Annotated in this window: 22 protein-coding genes; 13 read left to right on the forward strand and 9 right to left on the reverse strand. The window is 64.0% G+C overall.

The features are described from left to right. Nucleotides 1–7 precede the first annotated feature (7 nt). From KLP42_RS09240 to KLP42_RS09265, 6 genes are all read right to left on the reverse strand, one after another. The gene (locus KLP42_RS09240; RefSeq protein WP_215566027.1) at nt 8–979 is read right to left on the reverse strand and encodes a glycosyltransferase family 47 protein; all 972 of its coding nucleotides are present in this window, start codon (nt 977–979) and stop codon (nt 8–10) included. Next, complete coding sequence (gene rfbF, locus KLP42_RS09245) at nt 940–1,716, reverse strand: glucose-1-phosphate cytidylyltransferase (protein ID WP_215566029.1); 777 nt, start codon at nt 1,714–1,716, stop codon at nt 940–942. The genes KLP42_RS09240 and rfbF overlap by 40 nt, the downstream gene beginning before the upstream one ends. After that, nucleotides 1,713–3,077, reverse strand: a complete 1,365-nt coding sequence (locus KLP42_RS09250) for an NAD(P)H-dependent oxidoreductase (RefSeq protein WP_215566031.1) — start codon at nt 3,075–3,077, stop codon at nt 1,713–1,715. Before KLP42_RS09250 ends, rfbF begins: the two co-directional genes overlap by 4 nt. Further along, nucleotides 3,074–3,670 (reverse strand): dTDP-4-dehydrorhamnose 3,5-epimerase, encoded by a 597-nt coding sequence (gene rfbC / locus KLP42_RS09255; RefSeq protein WP_215566033.1) that lies wholly within the window; start codon nt 3,668–3,670, stop codon nt 3,074–3,076. The genes KLP42_RS09250 and rfbC overlap by 4 nt, the downstream gene beginning before the upstream one ends. Nucleotides 3,671–3,775: 105 nt before the next feature. Continuing rightward, nucleotides 3,776–4,870 carry an NAD-dependent epimerase/dehydratase family protein gene (locus KLP42_RS09260; RefSeq protein WP_215566035.1) on the reverse strand — a complete coding sequence of 365 codons (1,095 nt, stop codon included), beginning with the start codon at nt 4,868–4,870 and terminating at the stop codon, nt 3,776–3,778. Nucleotides 4,871–5,354: 484 nt separating this feature from the next. Continuing rightward, the gene (locus tag KLP42_RS09265; RefSeq protein ID WP_215566036.1) at nt 5,355–5,723 is read right to left on the reverse strand and encodes a VanZ family protein; all 369 of its coding nucleotides are present in this window, start codon (nt 5,721–5,723) and stop codon (nt 5,355–5,357) included. A 280-nt stretch (nt 5,724–6,003) separates the two neighbouring features. Between KLP42_RS09265 and KLP42_RS09270 the strand changes: the two genes are divergently transcribed. The 7 genes from KLP42_RS09270 to KLP42_RS09300 all read left to right on the forward strand — a co-directional run bounded on the left by KLP42_RS09270 (nt 6,004) and on the right by KLP42_RS09300 (nt 13,576). Next, nucleotides 6,004–7,263, forward strand: coding sequence for a septal ring lytic transglycosylase RlpA family protein (locus KLP42_RS09270; RefSeq protein ID WP_502941285.1), 1,260 nt, complete (start codon nt 6,004–6,006; stop codon nt 7,261–7,263). A gap of 63 nt (nt 7,264–7,326) precedes the next feature. Beyond that, nucleotides 7,327–8,505, forward strand: coding sequence for a D-alanyl-D-alanine carboxypeptidase family protein (locus KLP42_RS09275; protein ID WP_215566038.1), 1,179 nt, complete (start codon nt 7,327–7,329; stop codon nt 8,503–8,505). Between the two features lie 80 nt (nt 8,506–8,585). Continuing rightward, nucleotides 8,586–9,269, forward strand: coding sequence for a dTMP kinase (gene tmk, locus KLP42_RS09280; RefSeq protein ID WP_353844850.1), 684 nt, complete (start codon nt 8,586–8,588; stop codon nt 9,267–9,269). Then, complete coding sequence (locus tag KLP42_RS09285; protein ID WP_215566040.1) at nt 9,266–10,294, forward strand: DNA polymerase III subunit delta'; 1,029 nt, start codon at nt 9,266–9,268, stop codon at nt 10,292–10,294. The genes tmk and KLP42_RS09285 overlap by 4 nt, the downstream gene beginning before the upstream one ends. 111 nt (nt 10,295–10,405) lie before the next feature. Then, a complete protein-coding gene (gene metG / locus KLP42_RS09290; RefSeq protein WP_215566042.1) occupies nt 10,406–11,965 on the forward strand; it encodes a methionine--tRNA ligase in 1,560 nt (519 codons plus the stop codon). Nucleotides 11,966–11,969: 4 nt separating this feature from the next. Further along, on the forward strand, nt 11,970–12,752 hold the full coding sequence (locus tag KLP42_RS09295) for a TatD family hydrolase (RefSeq protein ID WP_215566044.1): 783 nt from the start codon (nt 11,970–11,972) through the stop codon (nt 12,750–12,752). A gap of 5 nt (nt 12,753–12,757) precedes the next feature. Further along, a complete protein-coding gene (locus tag KLP42_RS09300; RefSeq protein WP_215566046.1) occupies nt 12,758–13,576 on the forward strand; it encodes an MBL fold metallo-hydrolase in 819 nt (272 codons plus the stop codon). A 126-nt stretch (nt 13,577–13,702) separates the two neighbouring features. Here the strand turns inward: KLP42_RS09300 and KLP42_RS09305 are convergent, their stop codons facing one another. Further along, on the reverse strand, nt 13,703–14,092 hold the full coding sequence (locus KLP42_RS09305) for a nuclear transport factor 2 family protein (RefSeq protein ID WP_215566796.1): 390 nt from the start codon (nt 14,090–14,092) through the stop codon (nt 13,703–13,705). Continuing rightward, complete coding sequence (locus tag KLP42_RS09310; protein ID WP_215566048.1) at nt 14,089–14,283, reverse strand: hypothetical protein; 195 nt, start codon at nt 14,281–14,283, stop codon at nt 14,089–14,091. The genes KLP42_RS09305 and KLP42_RS09310 overlap by 4 nt, the downstream gene beginning before the upstream one ends. 462 nt (nt 14,284–14,745) lie before the next feature. Here KLP42_RS09310 and proV point away from each other — a divergent pair, with 462 nt between their 5' ends. From proV to KLP42_RS09340, 6 genes are all read left to right on the forward strand, one after another. Continuing rightward, on the forward strand, nt 14,746–15,978 hold the full coding sequence (proV, locus tag KLP42_RS09315) for a glycine betaine/L-proline ABC transporter ATP-binding protein ProV (protein WP_215566050.1): 1,233 nt from the start codon (nt 14,746–14,748) through the stop codon (nt 15,976–15,978). A gap of 35 nt (nt 15,979–16,013) precedes the next feature. Beyond that, nucleotides 16,014–16,907, forward strand: a complete 894-nt coding sequence (locus tag KLP42_RS09320) for an ABC transporter permease (RefSeq protein ID WP_215566052.1) — start codon at nt 16,014–16,016, stop codon at nt 16,905–16,907. Between the two features lie 54 nt (nt 16,908–16,961). Further along, nucleotides 16,962–17,846 (forward strand): glycine betaine ABC transporter substrate-binding protein, encoded by an 885-nt coding sequence (locus KLP42_RS09325; protein WP_215566054.1) that lies wholly within the window; start codon nt 16,962–16,964, stop codon nt 17,844–17,846. A 77-nt stretch (nt 17,847–17,923) separates the two neighbouring features. Further along, nucleotides 17,924–18,247 (forward strand): helix-turn-helix domain-containing protein, encoded by a 324-nt coding sequence (locus KLP42_RS09330; protein ID WP_215566056.1) that lies wholly within the window; start codon nt 17,924–17,926, stop codon nt 18,245–18,247. Nucleotides 18,248–18,553: 306 nt separating this feature from the next. Then, nucleotides 18,554–18,718: a hypothetical protein gene (locus KLP42_RS09335; protein WP_215566057.1), complete on the forward strand. Its 165-nt coding sequence runs from the start codon at nt 18,554–18,556 to the stop codon at nt 18,716–18,718. A gap of 224 nt (nt 18,719–18,942) precedes the next feature. Further along, a complete protein-coding gene (locus tag KLP42_RS09340) occupies nt 18,943–19,932 on the forward strand; it encodes a lysylphosphatidylglycerol synthase transmembrane domain-containing protein (protein WP_215566059.1) in 990 nt (329 codons plus the stop codon). Here the strand turns inward: KLP42_RS09340 and KLP42_RS09345 are convergent. Further along, nucleotides 19,904–21,181, reverse strand: coding sequence for a DUF763 domain-containing protein (locus KLP42_RS09345; RefSeq protein WP_215566061.1), 1,278 nt, complete (start codon nt 21,179–21,181; stop codon nt 19,904–19,906). The genes KLP42_RS09340 and KLP42_RS09345 overlap by 29 nt on opposite strands. Nucleotides 21,182–21,184 lie beyond the last annotated feature (3 nt).

Consider the following 21,184-nt stretch of genomic DNA (forward strand, 5'->3'; position numbering starts at 1 on the left):
CCTTCGCTCAGGTGGCATAGATGCCATTGTCATAGTCCGCCACCTGCTGAAGCGGTTGCGCCTGTTCGATCAGACGCAGCACCTCCGCCCGCATCTCGTCGACCGGCACGGAAATGCGGCTGCGGGCCAGCTGGAAATTGTGCTCGGCCGCCTGTGCCTGCCAGGCAAGATCGCCGAGCGGCTCGCCCATTTTCCGATATTGGAAACCCTCATAGGCCGGGCAGGGTTCCTCGATCACCGGAATGGCACCGCACAGGATGCTTTCGAAGAAGCGATAGGTCCAGGCAATGCCGCGGGCCTTGAAATCGCCGCTGGGGCACAGGACGTATTTCGAATTGAGCAGCACGTCGTAATAGCCGGGATTCCAGGATTTCAGCGGAAACAGCCGTCCCTGGTCGGAGGTGATGATGGTGATGTTGTCGGTGCGGATCGTTTCGCCGGAGCCCCGATGCAGCATGCGCGCCACCCTGCGCTGGATGCGGCCGCGCAGCGACATGTCCCTTTCCTTCAGGCGGATCTTCTGCAGACCGGATGCGGCAAGCCAGCCATTGATCGTCTCGCGCCGGCTCTCCGTCAGCAGGCCGGCGAAGGAGACGTCCATCTTCCGGTCAATCGGCCAGCGCACGCGGCAATGGTGGATAATCTGCTGCGGCATGACGATCGGCCGACTGATCGTTCCGATGCGCGTCGATGGGGAGAGATGATCGATGTAAAGCGAGGGCAGATGCGGCACGTCGTGCGTGCCCACCTCGACCGGAAGGTCGAAGACCCGGCGCAACTGCCTCACCTTGATTGCATCCTCCGGGCGGATGCAAAGGGTAAAGCCGCTTTCGGCGATGGCATGCGCCAGCCTGAGCGTCTGGAGAAGATCAAAGGGAAGGTCGATCGCAACTTTCGGTCTGCCGGTCATCATCTGCATTTCAGCCTCCCGTCGTGCCTTCAGCCCCAGATCTTCCAGGGCGCCCTGCCGCTTTGCCATTCCTTCTCGAGAAGGATCTTGTCGCGCAGCGAATCCATGCTCTGCCAGTAGCCCTGATGCCAGTAGGCACCGAGCTTGCCGCGGTCGAGGATGCGTGCCATCGGCTCCTCTTCCCAGACGGTCTCGTCACCATCGATTACGTCGAACACCTCCGGCTCGCAGACGAAGAAGCCGCCATTGATCAGGCCGCCATCTCCCGGTCCCTTCTCGCGGAAACCGTTGACCTGCCGCACGTCCTCCGACAGTTTCAGCGCACCGTATCGGCCGGGCTGGCTGACTGCCGTCAGCGTCAGCCAGTTGCCGCACTGCTCATGAGTGGCGATGGCGGCGCGGATATCGGTGTTCGACACACCGTCGCCATAGGTCAGCAGGAATCGCCCGGAGCCGATCACCTCGCGCGCCCGCTTCAGCCGCCCTCCAGTCATCGTCTCGAGCCCCGTATCGAGTACGGTGACCGTCCAGGGTTCGATATCGGTCTGGTGCCAGGCGACCCTACCCGTTGCCAGGTCGACAGAGAAATCGCGGCTCATGGCGGTGTAATTGAGGAAATAGGACTTGATGGAATCGGCCTTGTAGCCGGCCAGCACCACGAAATCGGAAAAGCCGTAATGGGCGTAGATCTTCATGATGTGCCAGATGATCGGCCGGTTGCCGACCTCGACCATGGGCTTTGGCCGCAGCGCCGTTTCTTCCGAAAGCCGGCTGCCATAGCCGCCGGCAAAGATCACGACCTTCATGGGCGACCTCCCTGCAGTGCGGCCAACCGCTCCATGCGGTCGGCGGGCGAAAATAGGCCTGCGGATGCAACCGGATAGAGCCGGTCCTGCTCCTGGCGAAGGGCCGCGGCAGGCGAGCCGGATGCCAGCGTCACGTCGTCATAGGTCAGCACAGCATCGCGCGGCACGTCACGCACCAGCCCGCAGCCCTCGGCAAGCCCCATCGGCAGGAGGTTTTCCCGGCGCGAGATGTCGTAGTTTTCCGCCGTGCCATAGGTCAGATAGCCGCCGATGCCGTCGATCACTTCGCCGGCCTTGAGGTCGCGCTTGGCGGCAGCCACGACATCGACGCTCGGTGCACGCGTATTGCCGATAACCACGTCACGACACAGCGCGACCCTCGCAATCGACAGGCCGAATTCGAGCACGGTGAGGTGCCAGGCGGTGTAGAAGCTGTAGAGGGGGCCTGGCCCGAGCTTGCCGAGATTGAGGAAGAAAGCCTGGTTCTCATCCTTCGCCTCGGCAATCACGTAAATGCCGGGGCTGGGGCGGGCGCCGACAACATAATCAACGATGCCACCTTCGGCCCGCAACCGCTCGATGTCGTAGAAATCCACCAGTTCATCCACATGGCCGGAAAACTCGCGGCCGATCATGCCGCGCTGCGGCACCCTGAGGCCAAGCGCATTGGCCACGATCGCCTGCTCCGCCGTCATCTTGGTGCCGTCGGCGAAGCTTGCCACCATGCTCGGCGTCTGGTTCCACTGCGCGGCGAAGGCGGCCTGCGTCGTCGGGTTGCGGGTCCGGTCCTGCAGGCCCTTGATGTTGCCGCAGACCAGCGGCCGAAGCCCCATGGCCTCCACATGCCGCACCAGATTCATCGTGACGCCCGGCTGATCGCCATCGGCGCAGCTGTAGATGACGCCCGCCGCTTCCGCCTTGCGCCTCAGCAGCGGCCCGACGGTCGCATCGAGTTCCACATTGAGCGACACCACGTCCTTGCGGTGGGCGATGCAGGCAAGCGCCACCCGCGCGCCGTAATCCACATGCCCGGTCGTCTCAAACACCGTCTCGACATGCGGGCAGGCGGCGATCAGGTCCGGATCGTCGGTCACGGCGCGCCGGCCGGCATGAATGGCCTCGGACAGCGCCGCCGGCGTATCGACGTGCTGAATGTCACGCCGTGCGATGCCGGCCGCCTCGAAGGCCTCGATGGCCCGCTGGACGTTTCGGTTGCAGATTGCCACGAAACGCAGGGCAGGCATGTGGCGTTCCACCTGGATAAGGGTGCCGCGCCCCATGAACCCGGCGCCGTACATGCCGACCAGCACCGGCCGCCCGCTGCGTTCACGGTCCCTGATGGCCGTATCGACGATGATCATGGTGCCTCCGAAGCGACGGTCCGGGTCAGGGAAGAGGCCGACATCGCGGCGGCCGGCATGCGCTGCGGCGACAGAAGCGGCCAGCTGCAATCCTTTTCCGAAATTTCCACCGGGGTCAGCGGCCAGTCGATCTCAAGCGCGGGGTCGTCCCAGCGCAAGCCGCGTTCGTGGCCGGGCTGGTAGAAGGCGCTCACCAGATAGAGCGCTTCGGTGTCTGCCGTGAGGGTGAGGAAGCCATGGGCAAAACCCTTCGGCACATACATCATGCGGCGGTTTTCTGCGGAAAGTTCTGCTGCGAACCACTGGCCGATGGTTGCCGATCCTGCGCGCATGTCGACGATGCAGTCCCACAGCGCGCCGCGAATGCAGCGCACCAGCTTGACCTCTTCGGCAGGCGCCGTCTGGTAATGCATGCCCCGCAGTGTGCCCGTGCGATGGCTCAGCGAGTTGTTGACCTGCACGAAGCGGCTCTCGAGCCCGGCCTGCTGCAGTTCCCTCTCGCAGAAGACCCGGGCGAAGAAGCCGCGTGAATCGCCAAGCTTCTCGGGTTCGATCAGATAGGCACCGGGCAGGGAAGTCTCATGAAAGATCATGGCATGCTCCTGTTGCGCCGTGCACAGGCTGCGGGCACGAGCGGGATTGGCGGATGGATTCGGCACTCCGGCGGGCAAGGCTGCCGGCCGGCCTCCCGTCGGGCTTCAGACGGCAATCGGCAGCGGTGAAACGGCGGTCCGGCCGGGGCCGGCAGACCGCCTGTCGCGCCAGAAGAGATCCGGTGTCAGTGCGTCGCGCGACAGCCAGTCTTCCAGCACGTTGAAGCGGATGAGACTGGAGGTGCGATAGTCCGGAATGTGTGCCAGCCAGCGGTCGAGTTCCTCGGCAAGCTCGCGCACCGTCTCTTCGAGACGCTCCTGCGGCTGGTGGTTCGGCGCCAGTTCCACGTAGCGCGAAAAATCCACCCGGTAGGACCGCCTGTCGGGCGGCGCATCGCGATTGACGGAGATTGCCGTGCCGGACAGCGCCCCGCTGACGGCTTCGGCCAGCTCGATCACCTGATGGTTCCATTGATCGGCGCCGACATTGACCACAAGAAAGTCGCCCTGCGCGGCACGGCCCACGGCCCATTCGATGGCACGTGCCATGTCGCGCACATGGATGAGCGGCCGCCAGGGGCTGCCGTCGCTCAACACATCGATGCGGCCCCGGGTGAGCGCCGAGGCGACGAGGTCGTTCAGCACCAGATCCAGCCTGGTGCGGCTCGAATAGCCGCAGGCAGTGGCAAAGCGAAGAGCGGTAACGCTGAGGCCGGTATCCTCGGCGATCTGCCGCAACCCGTCCTCGGCCCCGGCCTTGGAGCGCGCATAGGCGGTCAGTGGGTTGAGAGCATCCTCTTCCCGGCGGGCATCGCCCTCGGCAAAGCCGTAAAGCGAGCAACTGGAGGCAAAGACGAAGCGCGAGACACCGGCCTCTACGCAAAGCCGCGCCAGCCGCAACGCCGCATCCTGATTGACCGCCATCGTCACCTCTTCGAAGCGGGCACCCATCGGATCGTTGGAGATGGCCGCAAGATAGACAACGGCATCGACGCCGGCCAGCAGCGCTGCGGGGAAGGTGCGCACATCCCCGAAATGCTGGTTCGACAGCAGTGTTTCCGGCAAGCCTCGCGCCGTGAGGCAGTGGGCAAAGTAACCGGTATCAAATCCGCAGATTTCCCAACCTTCCGGCGATGAATACAGCTGCCTGACCACAGCAGGGCCGACGTAACCCATATTTCCGACGAGCATGATCTTCATGGGCGCAAATCCTCATTGACCGTGCAAGGGTCCAAAAACGACATTCATGACTGGAATACGCGGTATGCTGCAATGCGAATTAGAGTGTATGTCTCGTTCGTCCAGCCCAATTCGGACATTTTTCGAACAAAAATGTGACTTTCTTATAAGATATACAAAACAATGAACTGCCTTAATTTATTCACTTCGATTGTCGATATACATTCGAAGCAGATCGGTGTTCTTCGATATGTGGACCGTACAGGAGGAGAGCGGCAAGGCTTGTCGCACCCAGAACAGACTGGACCGACGGTTCCCGGTGGCCCGCACACCGGCCCAGGGCAGGCGGATGTGAGCCGTACGGGGCAGGCGGCCCGGAAAGGTACGCGGGCCAGGGCGCAGTGCACTCACGGACGGTGACATCCTGCTAACACGATCGATGCACCAGAGTTCCCGCGTGCCCTTCAATGAAGCGTCAAAGACCGGGCAAGCCCGGCCGGCTGCGCTATCGGCGGCGGACCCGGACCTGACGTCGCTTGAGATGGACGCTCTGCCAAGTCCAGGCCAGCAGCGCCCCGGCGCCTGCGCCCATCGCTTTGATCACGGCATCGGCAAGGTGGGCATGGCGCGTCGGCGCCAGGAACTGCAGCATTTCGATCAGGCCGGCGCTGGCGAGCAGGACGACGATCAGAAGCAGCGGCCGCTTCGGATAGGCCATGATGAAGAGAAAGCCCATCACCGCAAAGGCCAGCGCCCGGTCAAGATTGACCGGCAACGGATCGTGCGGGCGAAGGCCGATCGGGGATATGGTGACGAAGATGATGGCGGCAAGCGATAGCCAGGCCAACATGCGAAAGGTGCGGGAAGACATCATCCCTTCACCATGCCGCAGTCGCTCGCCAGGCCAAAGCCAACAAGACGTGATCACAGCTGCGCGCAAAACGGACCGATTCGCGGCAAATCCGGCAAACGTTAGCCATTCATTAACCATGATCGCATCGAATTTTCTTTATCCCCTGTTTTGGATCGCATTTTGGCCACGTTGCGGGCAAGACTGCCGGCATTGGCCCGAGGCATTAACCATAAGTGCCGAGGGTGCGGGGCGCATCCGGACGAGGACCCGGATGACCTTCTAGAGCGGCGTGGGACAAGATTTGACTTCTGATTCCGGCAAACTTCACCTGGGTGCGCGATGGCTGGGCATTACGCTCGTCTGCATCGGCATGGCATCCTGTGCGGCGACCCCGACGACGGTGGCCAAGAAGGGCAAGACCAAGAGCAAGGAATATTTCGCCGAGAGCGAATATGGCGTGAAGGCCAGCCCGCGCGTGATCGCGGACGGCCAGCCGGTGCCGCGCGGCGGCGGGCGCTTCATGGTCGGCAGCCCCTACGAAGTCAAGGGCAAGACCTATGTGCCCAAGGAAGACCCGAACTACAACAAGTCCGGCCTGGCCTCCTGGTATGGTTCCGCCTTCCACGGCCGCATGACGGCGAATGGCGAAGTCTATGACAGCGACTATCTGTCTGCCGCTCACCCGACTTTTCCGCTGCCGAGCTATGCACGCGTCACCAATCTCGATACCGGTTCCTCTGTCATCGTGCGCGTCAATGACCGCGGCCCCTTCCATCCCGGCCGCGTGATCGACGTATCGGAGAAGACCGCCGAGCTTCTGGATTTCCGTCGCACCGGCACGGCGCGCGTCAATGTGCAATATGTCGGTCGTGCCCGCATGGACGGGCGCGACATGCCGTTCCTGATGGCCTCCTATATCCGCAAGGGGGATCGCGTGCCCGGCATCATCCATCCGGATGGCCAGATCGCATCCGGCGTGATGGTGGCTTCCAACCAGTCGCTCGGGGATGAACTGCAGAGCTACGGCAATCGCGTTTCCTCCTCGACCGCCTTTGCCGGCCCGACGCCGACGAGCAAGCCGGCAAAGGCGAATGCCGTCACGGCATCCTTTGCCGAAGCGGTGAAGTCCTATGACGCGCCGGAGGCCAAGGCGGCACCATCCGCCGTGCCGGTGCCGGTCGGACGCCCCGGCGCAGCTGTCGCCGCGCATTTCCCGCCGGCTCCGCAGCCGGCAACGGCACAGCACAAGCCGGCGCCCGTCGCTCAGCCTGCCGCCCCCGTCGTGCATCAGGCAGCAGTCCAGCCGCAGCGTCACACGCAGGTCGCGGCCGCACCGGTGCAGCGCAGCGAGCCGCGCCCGGCCGCCAAGGCGGCTGTGCCGTCGACGGCCCAGGCTGCGCCGAAGCCGCGCCCGGCGCCTGCCGTCACCGAAACGGCCTATGCCGCACCGGCGCCTGCGGCAAAGGGTCCGCGCGTGATGTTCGGCAATGTGGTGCTGCGCGACGACGGCGTGCTGGAAACCGATGGCGGCGCTGCCGCACCGAAAACCGCGCGCCGCTGAGCGCGCGGTTGCGCCGGCCGGCGCTGCTTGCTAGGCATGGGTATGCGGTTGAAGAGCTTACCCATGCAGCGGCGAATCCTTTCCCGAATTTGCAGATTGTTTTACGTGGCATGCGCCGCATTTGCGTTTGCCGGTCCGGTGCCGGCTGCGGATGAAACGCGCCTGCCGGGCCTCAAGGCCCGCCAGATCTATCTGGTGGAGGACCGGTCCGGCACGGTGCTGCTGGCGCAGAACGAGAATCAGGCCTTTCCGCCAGCCTCGCTTGCCAAACTGATGACGATGGACCTTGTGTTCGAGGCGCTGAAGCAGGGCGAGGTGACGGTCGACACCACCTATCGCGTTTCGGAAAATGCCTGGCGCAAAGGCGGCGCCCCCTCCGGCACGACCACGATGTTCGCCGCGCTGCGCTCGGAGATCCGCCTGGAGGATCTGATCAAGGGCGTCATCATCCACAATGCGAATGATGCCTGCATCATCATCGCCGAGGGCATGAGCGGTTCGGAAGGCCGGTTTGCCGAACGGATGAGCGCGCGCGCCCGGGATCTCGGTCTCACCCGCAGCCAGTTCGGCAATGCGACCGGCCTGCCCTCGGAAGAGAGCCGCTCGACGGCACGCGACCTGGTGGAGCTTGCCCGGCACATCTATCACCAATACCCGGATTACTACCGGCTCTACGCCCAGCCGGATTTCGAGTGGAACAAGATCTTCCAGCGCAACAAGAACCCGTTGCTGGCGCTCGGCATCGGCATCGACGGCCTGGGCGCCGGCTATGCGGAAGGCTCCGGCTTCGCCGCGGTCGCTTCCATCGAAAGGGACGGGACGCGGCTGTTTCTCGCGCTCGGCGGCCTGCAGAGCGACAAGGACCGGCAGGAGGAGGCGCGGCGCGTGCTCGACTGGGCACTCTCCTCCTTTGCCACCCGCACCCTGTTTGCCGCCGGCGGCAGCATCGGCCAGGCCGCCATCTATGGCGGCGAGCAGCGCCATGTCGATCTCGTGGCGCGCGAAGCCGTAGACGTCTATGTGCCGGCGCGCAATGGCGAGCGCTTGTCCGGGCGGATCGTCTATCGCTGGCCGTTGCGGGCGCCGGTTGCGGAGGGCCAGCAGGTGGGCGTGCTGAAGATTTCGGAGGGCGAGCGGCCGCTGAAGGAGGTTCCGCTCTATGCGGCCTCTTCGGTGCAGCAGGGCTCGCTCGTCTCGCGCGCCACCGACGCGCTGATCGAACTGGCGCTGTTCTGGCTCTAGGCTTTGCGTCGCGCGCTGTTTCACATCGGCACGCAATGGGCTAGAACCGGCAGCAGCAGGACAGGAAAAGCGGCGGTAAAGTGGTAAAAGCACCCGGATTGTTCGTGAGTTTCGAGGGCGGGGAAGGGGCCGGCAAGTCGACCCAGATTCGCCGGCTGGGGGACACCCTCAGCGCCGCGGGCCATGAGGTGGTGGTGACGCGCGAGCCGGGCGGCTCGCCGGGTGCCGAGGCGGTGCGCCATGTCATCCTGTCCGGTGCCGCCGAAGCCTACGGCGTGCGCATGGAGGCCATGCTGTTTGCCGCAGCCCGCGCCGATCATGTCGAGGCGCTGATCCGCCCGGCCCTTTCTGCCGGCAAGGTGGTCCTCTGCGACCGATTCATCGATTCCTCGCGGGTCTACCAGGGCATTACCGGCAATCTCGACAGGGTCTTCATCGAGCGGCTGGAGCGGGTGGCAATCGATGGCGTGCGGCCGGACCTGACGCTGATCCTCGACCTGCCGGCCGCCGAAGGGCTGGCACGGGCAAGCCGTCGCAGTGCCGCCGCCTCAGCAGGGCAGGCGGTGGCGCCGGACCGCTTCGAAAAGGAGGAGATCGCGGTGCACGAGAAGCGCCGGCAGGCCTTTCTCGACATTGCTGCGGCAGAACCCGCCCGTTGCCGGGTAATCGATGCCGCCCGCGACGAATCCGAGATCGCTGCGGACATCCTGCAACTGGTCGAGGCGCGGCTGGCGGAGCGGAATCTGAAGAAGGACAGGGCATGAGCGAGGAAGGCCACGGCATTCTGGACGGCGCAATCGCGCCTCAGGTCAATCCACATCTGTTCGGGCACCGCGACGCGGAGGACTTCCTCGCCCGCTTCTATCGCTCCGGTCGCAGCCACCATGCCATCCTGATCGAGGGGCCGGAGGGCATCGGCAAGGCGACACTGGCCTTCCGCTTCGCCAATCACGTGCTCTCGCATCCGGATCCCGCCACTGCGCCGGAGCGGCTCGGCGATCCCGATCCGCAGTCTCCGGTCAGCCGGCAGATCGCCTCCGGCGCCTCGCACAATCTGCTGCACCTGACGCGGCCAGTCGACGAGAAGACCGGCAAGGCCAGGACGGCGATCACCGTCGATGAGGTGCGCAGGGCAGGGCACTTCTTTTCCCAGACCTCCGGCACGGGCAACTGGCGGATCGTCATCATCGATCCGGCCGATGATTTGAACCGCAATGCGGCGAACGCCATCCTGAAGATTCTGGAGGAACCGCCGAAGCGGGCCCTGTTTCTGGTGCTGAGCCATGCACCGGGCCGGCTGCTGCCGACCATCCGCTCGCGTTGCCTGCCGCTGAAGCTTTCGCCGCTCTCCCGCGCGGATCTGGCGCAGGCGCTGACAGCACTCGGCCACGCGCCGGATGGCGGGCGGACGGCGGAGGAGGTGCTGACCGAGGCGGGCGGCAGCGTTTCGCAGGCGCTGAAGCTTCTCAACTATGGCGGCACGGAGATCGTCGCGGCCTTCGACGAGGTGCTGAACTCCGACGGTCCCGCCGCGCGGCGCGCCATGCACCGCCTGGCCGACGTGCTTTCGGGCAAGGACAATGACGTGATCTTCGGCTTCTTCCTCGATCATCTGCGCGAACATCTGGTGACGCGCGCAAGGACAGCCGCCTTTGCCGGCGATCTGGTCGGCGCCGACCGCGCCTCGCGCCTGTCCTCCGATATCGGCGAGCGGATCGGCATCTCGCAGGCCTACAATCTCGACCGCAAGCAGACGATCCTGTCGCTGCTGGAGGACGTGACGCGGTAGCGGGGCAGGGGCGGGAGAGTCCCAAACGGAAACTTGCTGTTTCGCATCCGCGAAACTTGGTTTAAGACGCGGGACCTGAGACCCTGAACAAGAACGGTAATGCTGGCCGCAATGTCCACGAAGACCCCCTACTACATCACGACCGCCATCTCCTATCCGAACGGCAAGCCGCATATCGGCCATGCCTATGAGCTGATTGCGACCGACGCCATGGCGCGTTTCCAGCGGCTCGACGGCAAGGATGTGTTCTTCCTGACCGGGACGGACGAACATGGCCAGAAGATGCAGCAGACGGCCCGCAACGAGGGGATTACCCCGGAAGCACTGGCCGAGCGCAATTCGAACGAATTCCGCGCCATGGGCACGCTGCTCAACGCTTCGAACGACGATTTCATCCGCACCACCGAACAGCGTCATCATGCGACGGTGCAGGAGGTCTGGCGTCGCATGGCCGCCAATGGCGACATCTACAAGGACAGCTATGCCGGCTGGTATTCGGTCCGCGACGAGGCCTATTACCAGGAAGAAGAAACCGAAGTTCGGCCCGACGGGGTGCGCTACGGTCCCCAGGGCACGCCGGTCGAATGGGTGGAGGAGGAAAGCTATTTCTTCAAGCTCTCCGCCTATGAAGACAAGCTCCTGAAACTCTACGAGGATCAGCCGGATTTCATCGGTCCGAACGAGCGCCGCAACGAGGTCGTCTCCTTCGTCAAATCGGGTCTCAAGGATCTGTCGATTTCGCGCACGACCTTCGACTGGGGCATCAAGGTGCCGGGCGACGACAAACACGTGATGTATGTCTGGGTCGATGCGCTGACCAACTACATCACCGCCACCGGTTATGTCGAAGATGAGAACGGTCCGCGCGCCAAATACTGGCCGGCGGACGCCCATATCATCGGCAAGGACATCATCCGTTTCCACGCCGTCTACTGGCCGGCCTTCCTGATGTCGGCAGGTCTGCCGCTGCCGAAACGCGTCTACGCCCACGGCTTCCTTCTCAACAAGGGCGAGAAGATGTCGAAGTCGCTCGGCAATGTGGTGGATCCGGTCAATCTGGTGAACCATTTCGGCCTCGACCAGGTGCGTTATTTCTTCCTGCGCGAAGTTTCCTTCGGCCAGGACGGCAGCTATTCGGAAGAGGGGATTGCCACCCGCATCAACGCCGACCTCGCCAACGGCATCGGCAACCTTGCCTCGCGCTCGCTGTCGATGATCGCCAAAAACTGCGAGGGCAGGGTGCCGCAGCCGGGCGCCCTGACGGAGGCCGACAGGGCGATCCTCGCCACCGCCGACGAGGCAATCGCCATCTGCCGCGAGGAAATGGGTCGCCAGCAGGTGCACAAGGCGGTGGCCGCCGTGATCAACATCGTCAACGAGGCCGACCGGTATTTTGCCGCCCAGGAGCCGTGGGTGCTGCGCAAGACCGATGTGCCGCGCATGGAAACGGTGCTGTGGGTGACCGCCGAGGTGGTGCGCGAAATCGCCATCCTGTTCCAGCCGATCATGCCGCAATCCGCCGCCAAGATTCTTGATCTGGTGGCCGTGGCCGAGGAAGACCGCGTGTTTGCCAAGCTGGGCGAGGCGGGTCGCCTGAAACCCGGCACGGAACTGCCCGCTCCCTCGCCGGTTTTCCCGCGCTATGTGGCGCCGGACGCCGACAAGGCCTGAGTTCATGCTGATCGATACCCACTGCCATCTGGATTTTGCCGATTTCGACGCAGAACGCGACGAATTGGTGGTGCGCGCCCATGCCGCGGGCGTCGCCCAGATGGTGACGATCTCGACGCGGGTGAAAAAGCTGCCGACGCTTCTCGCGCTCACCGAACGCTATCCCTCGGTGTTCTGTTCGGTCGGCACGCATCCGAACAATGCCAATGAGGAACTCGACGTCACCGCCGACGATCTGGTGCAGCTTGCCGAAAGCCATGACAAGATCGTCGCGATCGGCGAGGCGGGCCTCGATTATTTCTACGACACCCAGACGCCCGCCGACCAGCAGACGGGCTTTCGCCGGCATATCGAGGCGGCGCGGCGCACGCAGCTTCCGCTCGTCATCCACAGCCGCAGCGCCGACGAGGACATGGCGGCGATCCTGACCGAGGAAACCGGGAAGGGCGCCTTCCCCTTCATCCTGCACTGCTTTTCCGCCGGCCAGGCGCTGGCCGATTGCGGTGTGGCGCTGGGCGGCTACATTTCCTTTTCCGGCATCCTGACGTTTCCGAAATCCGAAGAGATCCGGGAGATCGCGAAGACTGTACCGCTCGACCGGCTGCTGGTGGAGACCGACGCACCCTATCTTGCGCCCAAACGCTGGCGCGGCAAACGCAACGAGCCGTCCTACGTGGTCAACACGGCAGAGGTTCTGGCGGAGGTGAAGGGCGTTTCCTACGAGGAGATGGCCGGCATTACCACGGAGAATGCGTTCCGCTGCTTTTCGAAGATGACCAGGGTGTGAGACCGGTGGCGGGTCTGCGGCAGCGGTTCACCATCCTTGGCTGCGCCTCGTCGCCCGGTGTGCCGCGGCTCGATGGCGACTGGGGCGCCTGCGATCCGACCGAGCCACGCAACCGCCGCCGGCGCGCCGCCTTCCTCGTCGAGCAGATTGCCGAGGACGGCGCGACAACCACCGTCGTCGTCGACACGGGTCCGGATTTTCGCGAGCAGATGATTTCCGCCGGCGTCACCCGGATCGACGCCGTGCTCTACACGCATGCGCATGCCGATCACCTGCACGGGATCGATGACGTGCGCGGCTATTTTCATTCGCAGCGCATGCGCATCCCGATCTTCGCCGATCCATTCACCATGGGGCGCATCCGACAGGGATTCGGATATTGCCTGGAAACGCCGCCGGGCGGCAATTATCCGCCGATTGTCGAACCGAGGCTGATCGAGGATCTGGCGCAGCCGATCACCGTCAGCGGTCCGGGCGGCGCGCTGTCCTTTAAGGCACATCGACAGGTGCATGGCGATATCCAGTCACTCGGCTTTCGCATCGGCAACGTGGCCTATTGCAGCGATGTGAGCGACTTTCCGGACGAGAGTGTCGCGGCGCTTCAGGATCTCGACGTGCTGATCATCGACGCGCTCCAGTACCGGCCGCATCCGAGCCATCTGTCGCTCGACCAGGCGCTGGCCTGGATTGAGCGGCTGAAGCCAAAACGCGCCATCCTGACCCACATGCATATTCCGCTGGATTATCGCACGGTGCTGGACGAGACACCGGCGCATGTGGAGCCGGCCTATGACGGGATGCGCTTCGAGTTCGACCTGACCTAAGGCGGCGGCAAGCCATTCTGTGGGTTGCAGATATGGCTTTGTTCCATAATCCACCTTATCCTGCATTTGGATCTGGCCGGGTATATTCTATTCCCAAATGCAGCACGGTCGTCGAATGCCCTGCTGCTAAAGGATCCTTGGCTCGCCCAGCTTGAACCAGGCCTTGGCGATCCTGCCCTCCGACACCTCGTAGAGGCAGATCACGTCCACCTCGCCCTTGCCGTCCGGAAAATTGCGTGTGACGACCTCATGATCCATCACGAGATTTCCAACGCAGGCGCGCTGGATGAGTTTGCCGTAGAGGTCCGGTTCGCGGAAACGTTCGACATGGCGGGCACGGACTTCCGCGGCGCTGGAGGCCAGAAGCGTATCGGGAAACGCGTAGTACTGGCAGTCGTCTGCCCACCAGAGCATGAAGGCGTCGATGTCGCGGGCATTGTAGGCGTCCAGTTGCCGTTCGACCGGCAACAGGATGTCCGCCGTGGTCGAGGTGTCACCGCTGCTCACCGTCGTCACAGCGATGCGCCGGGGATGGAGCCGCCGAGTTGCGGTTCGACGAACTGGAAATAGGCCCAGGCCGCGGCAAACAGCGCCAGAATGATCACGATCGCCAGAGGCCGCCCGATCCGCGGCGGGCGCCATTTCGGTGGGCCGGATTTCGGCGCCTTTTCCGGTTTCGGCTTTTGGAATTTGATGACGTTGCTCATACCCGATCCATTACAGGTTCGAAGATCTTCTGCCTAGCCAGATACAGGATTCGTCGCCGGTTCCGAAGCCCGTCCTTGCTTGTGTCTTTCCCGCGCGCGGGCCGGAAGGTGTTGTAATTGCGGCAGGATTCCTGGCCGATAAGCGACATGGTGGCCCCACCTACCCGCCCCCAACACACAAAATCTAGATTTTTTCATGGACTTTGGAACTTTTGGACTATATCTAGAGACACACAAGCGCTGTCTTGCCGTGACGTTCGGTGGAAAGGCGCCTTTGTGATTATTCTGCTGCCGGATCGAGCGCTTCATGCCCCGGCAGCCCACCAGCACGGACACTGCGGCGCCTCTGCCGTGAACGAAAACAGATCGCGTTCTCCCGGCTGCTCGCAAGGGCCGCCGGTGATGAACCTTTCGCCAATAAAGGAGCGTTCCCCAGCTAGCGAGCCGGGGGCTTGATTGCTTATGGCTATGACAACTGAAACCGACGGGACGGCGAAAGCCGGAACGCCCAAGATCAGTCTGAAATCCGTCTTCAAGGTGTTTGGCGAGCGGCCGGAAAAGGCGCTCGAACTTTACCGGTCCGGCAAGTCGAAGGCCGAGGTCCACGCCGAAACCGGCAATTCCATCGGCGTCCTCGACGCCAGCTTCGACGTTTATCCCGGCGAAATCTTCGTCATCATGGGCCTGTCCGGCTCGGGAAAATCCACGCTATTGCGTCTGCTCAACCGTCTGATCGACCCCACCTCCGGTTCGATTGCCATCGACGGCGAGGACATCACCCGCATGTCGCGCCGCGAGCTGATCGAGCTTCGCCGTCGCGACATCAGCATGGTGTTCCAGTCCTTTGCGCTGCTGCCCAACCGCACGGTGCTCAACAATGCCGCCTTCGGCCTGGAAGTGGCGGGCATGGGGGACGCGGAACGCCACCGGAAGGCGCGGGCGGCGCTGGAAGCCGTCGGCCTTGCCGGCTATGCCGACAGCCGGCCTGACCAGCTGTCCGGCGGCATGAAGCAGCGTGTCGGGCTTGCCCGCGCCCTGGCGAGCGAGCCGACAATCCTTCTGATGGACGAGGCCTTTTCGGCCCTCGATCCGCTGATCCGCACGGAAATGCAGGACGAACTCGTGCGGCTGCAGTCCGAACACAGCCGCACCATCGTTTTCGTCAGCCATGACCTTGATGAGGCGATGCGGATCGGCGACCGGATCTGCATCATGCAGGACGGTGCCGTGATCCAGGTCGGCACGCCGGACGAGATCGTGATGAACCCGGCCAATGACTACATCCGTTCCTTCTTCCGCAATGTCGATGTCAGCCAGGTGTTCAAGGCCGGCGATGTGGCGCGCCAGACGCAGGTGACCATCATCGAACGCCAGGGCGTGTCGGCGGCCGCTGCTCTCGAGCGCATGAAGAACTACGATCGCGACTACGCCATCATCCTCGGCCGCGACAAGACCTATCACGGCATGGTCAGCCAGGCTTCGCTGATCGAGAAGGTGCGAGCCAGGGATGCCGATCCCTATCGCAGCGCCTTCATCCGCGATGTGGAGGCCATTCCGGCCGACGAACCGCTGTCGAATGTGCTCGGCCGTGTCGCTTCCAGCCCCTGGCCCGTTCCGGTGGTGGACCAGCGCAACCGTTATGTGGGCTCCATCAGCAAGTCCGCCCTGCTGGAAACGCTCGATCGCGCCGGCTGATCGCCATTCCGCACGAGACCGAGAGAGGACATCCCATGGATTTTGAAATCGGCAGCGGCGTCGATAAGGCCGTCAATTACGTACTCGACAACTATTCCCCTGCCCTCGACGTGATCGCCACCGCGATCGGCTTCGTCACGAGCGGCATCCTGAACCTGTTGAGCGCCATTCCGATGCCGGTCGGCATCGCCATCTTCGTGGTCCTGTCGCTGTGGCGGGTCGGCTTCGGCTTTGCCCTCTTTACCGGGCTGGCGCTGTGGCTGGTGCAGCACATGGGGCTGTGGGCCGCCACGATGGAAACGCTCGCTTTGGTAATCGCCTCCACCTTCCTGGCCATGATCATCGGTCTGCCGCTCGGCATCGCCATGGCGCGCAAGGACACGGTGGCCGCGGCGGTGCGCCCGGTGCTCGACCTGATGCAGACCATGCCGGCCTTCGTCTATCTCATTCCGGCGGCGATGTTCTTCGGCCTCGGCGCCGTTCCGGGAACCATCGCGACGGTCATTTTCGCGATGCCACCGGTCGTGCGCCTCACCAATCTCGGCATCCGCCAGGTGCATGGCGAGTTCATAGAGGCCGGCCAGGCCTTCGGCTGCACGCCGTCGCAGCTGCTGTTCAAGGTACAGCTGCCGAACGCGCTCCCCTCGATCATGGCCGGCATCAACCAGACGATCATGCTGTCGCTGTCGATGGTGGTCATCGCCTCCATGATCGGTGCGGGCGGCATCGGCAATACCGTGCTGACGGGCATCCAGCGCCTTGATGTCGGAACCGGCTTCGAAGGCGGCCTCGCAGTCGTCATCCTGGCGGTCATCCTCGACCGCATTACCCAGAGCTTGGGCAAGGAAGGGGTGGGACTACGCCGCTTCCTCGTCTGGAAACCAGCGGAGAGCAAGGTGCCGCAGCCGCGCACCGCGACCTCCAGCTGAACGAGGGCGGGGTGGACCCCGCCGAATGCGAACCTTTCGAAAGAAGGAGCAACCATGTTCAAGACCCTCGCGTCGCTCGGCGCAACGATCGGCCTTGCCGCCGCCCTGATCAGCGGCACGGCATCCGCCACTCATGCCCAGGAAACCAAGCCGGTGAAGATCGGCTGGGCCGCCTGGTCGGATGCGGAATTCGTCACCAAGCTTGCCGCGAAGATCATCAAGGATGATCTTGGCCGTGACGTGGACCTGGTGCAGACCGATGTCGCACCGCTTTACCAGGGCGTCAGCCGCGGCGACCTGGACCTGATGATGATGGCCTGGCTGCCGCAGACCCATGCCGACTACTATGCCAAGATCAAGGACCGCGTCGAAACGCTCGGCACGGTCTATGACGGTGCCAAGCTGGGCTGGGTGGTGCCGACCTACATCCCCGAAAGCGAGATCGCCTCGATCGCCGACCTCAAGAAGGAGTCGGTGCGCGACAAGCTGAAGGGCACGATCGACGGCATCGATCCGGGCGCCGGCCTCACCCGCCTCTCGCAGGAAGCCGTGAAGACCTATGGCCTCGACGGCTACAAGCTGCAGATCTCCAGCGAAGCCGGCATGCTGACCTCGGTCGATCGCGCCTACCGCAACAAGAACTGGTTCGTTGCCACCTCCTGGAGCCCGCACTGGATGTTCGGCAAATATGAACTGCGCTACATCGCCGATCCCGAAAAGGCACTCGGCGATGCAGAACATGTCGACATCCTTGCCCGCAAGGACTTCGCCAAGGACAATCCGAAGGTCGCCGGCTTCCTGTCGCGCATGAAGCTGCCGATCGACGATCTGCAGGCCGCCATGTTCAATGCGCAGGAAACCTCCTACGAACAGGCAGTCGACAAATACATCAAGGAGCATCCGGACCAGATCAAGAGCTGGCTCGGCGAAGAGGGCTGATCCTCGACCACGTTTCGCGGCAGGCCCATCGGCCTGTCGCGATCTCGATGAATTCGACGGGATGAAGGGGACTATCCATGTGGCAGGAACGCCATGATGCCGCGCTTGGCATCGATGATACGCTGGGGGGCCGCCTCTCGCTGGCCCGCGATGCGCTCGACCTTTCCCTTGAAGAGACGGCGCGCATCCTCGGCGTCGAACCCGAGACGCTGCGGGACTGGGAAAACGACCGGTCCGAGCCGCGCGCCAACCGGATCACCATGCTGGCCGGCGTGCTGAAGGTCAGTCTCTCCTGGCTGCTCAGCGGGCGGGGCCACGGCCCGAACTGGGACGACCTGACGGAGGTGCCGCCGCTCTCACCGGACCGCATGGCCGAACGGCGTCCGGCGCCCCGCTACTGACGGCACACAGGGGATGAAGGATCGGGGCGACGCTTTCAGGAGCGTCGCCCTTTGCATGTCCGGGCGCGATTTTCCGCTTGCCCGGTCCGAATCTGTTGACCTTGCGGCGCGAAGCAGTGATGTGTGCGGCCAGACGATTCAGGGCGTGCTTCGTCGGGTCTCCCGGCGGGGAACCCGGTGCGGTCCGGATCGTTCGCCAACCGTCGATGGCGCAGCCGCACGCATGGCGCGTGGCAAGCCAGACGCAAGGCGGTGCATCTAGTCTCGCTTCCCATGGCCGGGATGGACACGGTGCGCGAAAGGGGCATGAACATGAACGAGATGGACGGGCAGATGGAACTGCAGGACGCAGCAATCGCACTTTTCCTGGAGGAAAACGATCTGGATCAGATCACCGACATCCTCGTTGCAGCCCTTGATGACGCACTTCGGCTGATGTTCGAGGACATCGCCCAGGATACCGTTCACTGAACGGTAAGGCTTCGCCGGCCATCGCCAGGGAAGCCCGCTGTACCGACCCCGGATGAGGGCCTCGGCTCGTTACCCGGCCAGCTGTCGGAACCAGAACCACGGTGATCCGTTGACCTGCACTTCTTCAGGTGGGCGATCATGGTGACGGCGAGACATAATTTTCCGATCCGCTTCAAGGCGACATCCGTGCCGGTTGCGCATGCGCCTCTCGGAGCGTTGCTGGCATGACGGGGCGGCGGAAAGTCTTCACCTACGGCACGATGATCTTCGGCTTCGCGCTCGCAGCCTATCTGCTCTATGTCGGCCTCAGCGCGTTCACCTGGGATGACATCGTTCGGTCCGCACGGGCGATTCCGCAATGGAACATGACGCTTGCCCTGTTCTACTGCGCCCTCTCCTACCTCTGTCTGACGGGCTTCGACTGGACGGGGGTTCGCTACGTGAAGAGCGACCTTGCCTATCCGCGCATCGCGCTTGCCTCCTTCGTGGCGCTTGGCCTTGGCCAGACCATCGGGCTTGCAGGGCTCAGCAGCGGTGCGATCCGCTATCGCTACTACGCCCACTGGGGTCTTTCGACGGAGGATGTGGCGAAGATCGTTCTTCTGTCGGGCGTCACGGTCGGACTGGGCCTCCTGGTGCTGGGCGGGCTGGTCATGGTGCTCAATCCGGACGACACCGCCGGGATCCTGCGCATGGCGCCCACGGCGGTGCGCCTTGTCGGCATCCTCTGCCTTGCGCTGGCGGCGGCCTATGTCGCGCTTGCCGTGCTTCTGCGCACGCCGCTCCGCATCCGTGGCTGGTCCTTCCAGATGCCGACCATGCGTCTTGCGCTGGCGCAGATCGTCATCGGCACCGCCAATTTCGCTGTCGTTTCGGCCTGCCTGATGGAGTTGATGCAGGCAACGGAGAATGTCAGCTATCTGAAGGCGGCCACCGCCTATGTCCTCGGCAATATCGCCATCCTGATCACCCATGCGCCGGGCGGGCTCGGCGTGCTGGAGGTCACGGTGCGGCACGTCATGGGAGACCAGGCCTCGATCGGCGCACTGGTCGCCTTCCGCGTGATCTACTTCTTCATCCCGTTCTTCATCGCCCTGCCGGTCTCGCTGATCGGCGAGGCCGCCTTCCGCGCTGCAAGACGCCGGAAGGCCTCGGTCGGCGAGGAAACGGCGCGGCCGGCCGATGTCACGCCGGCGGTTCGCGCTCCGTCCTGAGCGCCGCCCTCTCCACCGCCTGAAGATCCGCCTCCCAGCCGAAGACGCTGCGGCCGCCATGATCGGGAGAGCGACGGAATTCACCGGCGATGATCTCCTTGAGGTCAGGCCCGGTAACATACCGCTCCATCAGCCGCGCCTGGTCATCCAGCCGCTTCAGCGCGTCCAGCTCCTCGTCGCGTCCCAGCCGGCCCTTGCGGACGGCCGATTTCATGACCCGGATCGTCTCGTCATAGACCTTGAGCGGCACGGGAAAGGGATGGCGGTCCTTGCCGCCATGGGCGAGCGAGAAGCGGGCGGGATCGGAGAAACGGCACGGCGCGCCATGCACCACCTCCGCCACCAGTGCCAGAGCCTCGACAGTGCGCGCGCCCACGCCGGGCGTCAGAAGCAGATCCTCGAAATCCTGCGGTCCCCGGTCGGCGGCGGCGGCCAATGCCCCATGCAGGCGCCGCATGTTGACGTCCTTCTCCCGCACGTCATGGTGATCCGGCATCACCAGATGCGGCAACAGGGGCTGGGCGATCGGACAGGCATCTCCGCGGGTGACGGCGGCAAGCTCCCGCACGATCCGGTCCGGGCCGAGACCGGCCAGAAGATCCAGTTGCCCGCTACGGGAACGCTCGGCGCGCCGGTCGGCGAGGTTGACGATCTCGCCCTGCCCCCTTCCCTCGATGGCCGCATGCGGCGAATCGAGGAAGCCGGGCATGCCCTCCGACATCCAGTGATAGCGCCGTGCCTGCCGGCGTGCATCGCTCATGCCCTGCTGCACCACCACCCATTTGCCGTCATCGGCCACGATGAAGCCGTGCAGATAGAGACTGAAGCCGTCCTGCACGGCGGCGCTGTCCACCTTGGCCACCAGGCGGCTGGTGCGGGCCATGGCCTCGCCATCGAAGCCGACGCGGTGGCCGATGGCCAGCAGTTCCTCCGGTGTCCGGCGCGAATGCTGGCCGCGCCCGCCGCAGACATGAAGGCCGAGTTCGCCGGCCATGGGTGCGAGACCGCGTTTCAATGCACCGATGACGCTGGTGGTGATGCCGGAGGAATGCCAGTCCATGCCCATCACGGCGCCGAATGACTGGAACCAGAAGGGGCTGGCCATGCGGCGAAGGAACTCGTCGCGACCGTAATGCTGCACGATCGCTTCGGTGATCAGCGCGCCAAGCCGGGTCATGCGCTGGCCGAGCCAGGCGGGAACCCGGCCACCATGCAGGGGAAGATCGGCGCTGCCTGCTCTCTTTGTCATGTT

Origin of the sequence: Rhizobium sp. CSW-27, assembly GCF_018760785.1 — a bacterium.
Taxonomy (GTDB): domain Bacteria; phylum Pseudomonadota; class Alphaproteobacteria; order Rhizobiales; family Rhizobiaceae; genus Neorhizobium.

Coding starts and splice junctions, on each gene's coding strand:
- rfbC (WP_215566033.1), bottom strand. CDS start 3,670: ATGATCTTTCATGAGACTTCCCTGCCCGGTGCCTATCTGATCGAACCC.
- KLP42_RS09340 (WP_215566059.1), top strand. CDS start 18,943: ATGACGGGGCGGCGGAAAGTCTTCACCTACGGCACGATGATCTTCGGC.
- KLP42_RS09345 (WP_215566061.1), bottom strand. CDS start 21,181: ATGACAAAGAGAGCAGGCAGCGCCGATCTTCCCCTGCATGGTGGCCGG.
- KLP42_RS09335 (WP_215566057.1), top strand. CDS start 18,554: ATGAACATGAACGAGATGGACGGGCAGATGGAACTGCAGGACGCAGCA.
- proV (WP_215566050.1), top strand. CDS start 14,746: ATGGCTATGACAACTGAAACCGACGGGACGGCGAAAGCCGGAACGCCC.
- KLP42_RS09275 (WP_215566038.1), top strand. CDS start 7,327: ATGCAGCGGCGAATCCTTTCCCGAATTTGCAGATTGTTTTACGTGGCA.
- KLP42_RS09325 (WP_215566054.1), top strand. CDS start 16,962: ATGTTCAAGACCCTCGCGTCGCTCGGCGCAACGATCGGCCTTGCCGCC.
- KLP42_RS09250 (WP_215566031.1), bottom strand. CDS start 3,077: ATGATCATCGTCGATACGGCCATCAGGGACCGTGAACGCAGCGGGCGG.
- KLP42_RS09295 (WP_215566044.1), top strand. CDS start 11,970: ATGCTGATCGATACCCACTGCCATCTGGATTTTGCCGATTTCGACGCA.
- rfbF (WP_215566029.1), bottom strand. CDS start 1,716: ATGAAGGTCGTGATCTTTGCCGGCGGCTATGGCAGCCGGCTTTCGGAA.
- KLP42_RS09240 (WP_215566027.1), bottom strand. CDS start 979: ATGGCAAAGCGGCAGGGCGCCCTGGAAGATCTGGGGCTGAAGGCACGA.
- KLP42_RS09330 (WP_215566056.1), top strand. CDS start 17,924: ATGTGGCAGGAACGCCATGATGCCGCGCTTGGCATCGATGATACGCTG.
- KLP42_RS09310 (WP_215566048.1), bottom strand. CDS start 14,283: ATGAGCAACGTCATCAAATTCCAAAAGCCGAAACCGGAAAAGGCGCCG.
- KLP42_RS09260 (WP_215566035.1), bottom strand. CDS start 4,870: ATGAAGATCATGCTCGTCGGAAATATGGGTTACGTCGGCCCTGCTGTG.
- KLP42_RS09265 (WP_215566036.1), bottom strand. CDS start 5,723: ATGATGTCTTCCCGCACCTTTCGCATGTTGGCCTGGCTATCGCTTGCC.
- metG (WP_215566042.1), top strand. CDS start 10,406: ATGTCCACGAAGACCCCCTACTACATCACGACCGCCATCTCCTATCCG.
- KLP42_RS09285 (WP_215566040.1), top strand. CDS start 9,266: ATGAGCGAGGAAGGCCACGGCATTCTGGACGGCGCAATCGCGCCTCAG.
- KLP42_RS09320 (WP_215566052.1), top strand. CDS start 16,014: ATGGATTTTGAAATCGGCAGCGGCGTCGATAAGGCCGTCAATTACGTA.